At 40.4% G+C, this 3467-nt stretch carries 3 protein-coding genes; all 3 read left to right on the forward strand.

Annotated features, from left to right (window positions below):
• Nucleotides 1-291, forward strand: a 291-nt coding sequence (locus tag HRT72_14245; GenBank protein NQY68870.1) for a bifunctional molybdenum cofactor biosynthesis protein MoaC/MoaB, incomplete at its 5' end; no start/stop codon positions are given.
• Nucleotides 292-293: 2 nt separating this feature from the next.
• On the forward strand, nt 294-1274 hold the full coding sequence (gene moaA / locus HRT72_14250; GenBank protein NQY68871.1) for a GTP 3',8-cyclase MoaA: 981 nt from the start codon (nt 294-296) through the stop codon (nt 1272-1274).
• An 88-nt stretch (nt 1275-1362) separates the two neighbouring features.
• The coding region (locus HRT72_14255) for an efflux RND transporter permease subunit (protein NQY68872.1) at nt 1363-3467 on the forward strand (2105 nt) is incomplete at its 3' end.

Genomic DNA, 3467 nt, shown 5'->3' on the forward strand with positions numbered 1-3467 from the left:
GTAAACCTAATAATCATAACAGGTGGTACCGGCTTATCTCCTAGAGATAAAACCCCTGAGACAATTGCCCCTCTTCTAGAACGAGAAATTCCAGGAATGATGGAAGCAGCAAGGACTTATGGTCAAGCAAGAACGCCTTATGCCATGCTATCTAGAGGAGTTGCTGGAACTATAGGCAATACACTTATCCTAACCTTCCCGGGATCCACAGGTGGTGCCAAAGAAAGCATGGACGCCCTCTTCCCTTACATTTTACATGTGTTTCACATTATGAACGACGGCAAACACTAATCATGCTTAAAGATACTTTTGGGCGTACACACGATTATCTGCGCATTTCGCTTACTGAGAAGTGCAGCATGCGTTGTTTCTATTGCATGCCCGCAGAGGGAATCCCACTAGGGGATGCTTCCAAGATCATGAAGAAAGACGAGGTAATTGATATTGCACAAACATTCGTTGATCTAGGCGTAAAGAAAATAAGACTTACAGGTGGCGAACCATTGGTTTGTAAACATGCTGCTGAAATTATTGAGGCACTTGGTAAAATGCCAGTTGAGCTCGCTATTACCACGAATGCCGCCCATATTGATAAGTTCATGGACAGCTTTAAAAAAGCAAGCCTAAGAAACATCAACATTAGTATGGATTCGTTGAGCGAAGAAAAATTCAACCAAATCACCAGACGCAAACTATATAAAGACGTTCGCAACAATATTGAATTGCTGAAAAGCGAAGGATATACCATTAAAATCAACGTAGTAGTAATGCGTGGCGTTAACGACGATGAAATTATCGACTTTGTTGAATGGACAAGAGATGAGCCAATACATATTCGATTTATCGAGTTCATGCCTTTTGATGGTAACAACTGGAATTGGGAAAAAGTTTTCGGTTATAAAGAGATAACAGACAAGGTTTCGAATGTATATTCCATTAAAAAACTTGTTGATAACGAGCATAGCACATCAAAAGCATATCGTGTTGACGGCTTCAAGGGAACCTTCTCAATCATTAGCTCCGTAACAAACCCATTTTGTGGATCGTGTAACAGGCTTCGATTAACAGCCGATGGTAAAATTAAAAACTGTCTGTTCGGTGTTGAAGAACTCGACTTACTTACTGCTCACCGTAATGGTGAAAGTATCGAATCAATTATCATGCAATCTGTTGCTAACAAAGAGAAACAGTGTGGCGGACTTCCTGAATTTCAAAACGAAGAAGAAATCGTTAAGAACTTGTCAAAAAGAAGTATGATTCGCATAGGCGGATAGCCTCATCTTCTTCCTTTAATGCCCTATTTTTAGTGTTACAAACAAGCAAGTGAAACACTAACCGGTTTCTAGCAAGATTTTACTATAAATGATAAATACTGGATTCAAAAATCCTTTCCTAGTCGTCGTATTCGCCATAATCGTGGGCGTTTTAGCAACTGTACTCATCCCTCGGATGCCAGTAGATATATTGCCACAATTTAAAAAATCGGCGATGCAAATACTTACGCTCTATCCTGGTATGCCATCTCAAGTTGTAGAAAAAGACATTACCAGCAGAATGGAAAGGTGGACAGGTCAATCTCCAGGTATTGAGAAACAGCTTTCTAAAAGCATTGTAGGTGTTAGTATTGTAACAAATTTTTATGATGAAAGCGTAGACCCTGCTGAAGCAATGGCCAATACTAGTGCTTACGCCATGTCTGACATGTACTATCAGCCCCCGGGAACATTACCACCGATGGTCCAACCGTTTGACCCAACGGCCTCTAAGCCATTGATGCTTCTTACTGTTAGTAGTGATGTAAAAAGCGGGAAAGAACTGTACGACGCGGCATATTACAACTTGCGTCAAATGCTTAGCAGTGTTAAAGGAATCATTGCTCCTGCTGCGTATGGCGGTCAGTTAAGAAGAATATATATATACGTTGACCCGGCTAAGCTTGAGGCTTTAGGTATATCGCAAACACAGATTAACGATGCGATCCATGAGAACACTACAATGATTCCTTCTGGAATTGCAAAAATTGGCGACATCAATTACGGCATAGATGCCAAAGGAATGATCACACATGTGGAGGATTTTAATGATATTGTTATCACTTACAAGAACGGAAAACCTATCTACATCAAAGATGTAGGTAAAGCCACAGATGCCGCTGCAATTCAAACAAATATAGCCAGAGTAGATGGCAAGGAGCAAGTATATCTCCCAATCTTTAAACGGCCTGGGGCTAACACAATTGCATCTGTTGAGGCAGTAAAGAAAGCTCTACCTCTTTTAAAGCAAAGAATGTCGAAAGATGTTAACCTAGATGTAATATTCGACCAATCATCTTATGTGCGAAGCTCAATTAGTGGACTTGTAAATGCTGGAATAGGTGGCCTAGTACTCGTGATAATTGTATTAATACTCTTCTTGGGTAACATCCGATCTGCTTTAATTGTATCGATCAGCTTACCTCTTTCCATTCTATTCACTTTCATCATACTTTTCATTACGGATCAGTCCATCAACAGCATTACACTTGGCGGGATTGCCTTAGTACTGGGTCTATTAGTAGATAATTCTATTGTTGTTCTTGAAAACATTGACCGACATTTAAAAATGGGAAAAGCCCCAGCTGTTGCCGCATTAGAGGCTGCTAAGGAAGTTGCCAATCCTGTTCTAGCCTCCACATTAGTAATAATCGCAGTATTCTTCCCGGTCTTGTTTTTAACAGGAATTACAAAATTCCTCTTTTCTCCACTAGCCATAACCGTAGCAGGCTCAATGCTAGGATCTTACATCTTTTCCTTAACATTGATACCGATTGCAGCGGCCTATTTCTTTAAAGACTACTTACCGGATAGCGAGAAGGAAAAGAAAAAAACGGCATTTGAGAAGTTTATTGAACGACGGAAGGAGAAGTATCAAATTAGCCTTTCGAAGGCCTTAAACAATCGCAAACCAATCTTATTGGGGACAATCGCAGCTTTCATTGGCTCCTTATTCCTAATGAGTAATTTAGGTTATGAGCTATTCCCAGCATCTGATGTTGGTCAGATGGAAATCCAAATCCGAATGGAATCAGGAACTCCTCTTAGAAAAACATCGGAAACCATCGTAAGGATGGAAGAGTTGATTCGTGCGGAAACCGGCGAAGAACTTCAACAGATTATCTCAAACATTGGTATCTTCTATGATCTACCTGCGGCATACACACCAAACTCAGGTACACAAGATGCTTTTATTGGAGTTCAGCTAACAGAAGATCATCAAGTAAGGACAGTCGAGTACGCGAATAGATTAAGATCTAAAATGCGTTCTCAGTTTCCTGGAATAGAAATCAGCTTTAATACTGGTGGGCTTATAACAGCTGCTCTCAATGAAGGAAAGCCCGCTCCTATTGATGTTCAGATCAAGGGAAAGAAACTAGAAGTGCTAAGATTAATTGCTGAGAACTTTAGGGATACCATTGCACAAATTGCGGA

Source organism: Flavobacteriales bacterium (assembly GCA_013214975.1).
Lineage (GTDB): Bacteria > Bacteroidota > Bacteroidia > DT-38 > DT-38 > DT-38.

Excerpts from the sequence above, each read along its gene's own strand:
- moaA (NQY68871.1), top strand. The coding sequence starts at position 294 with ATGCTTAAAGATACTTTTGGGCGTACACACGATTATCTGCGCATTTCG.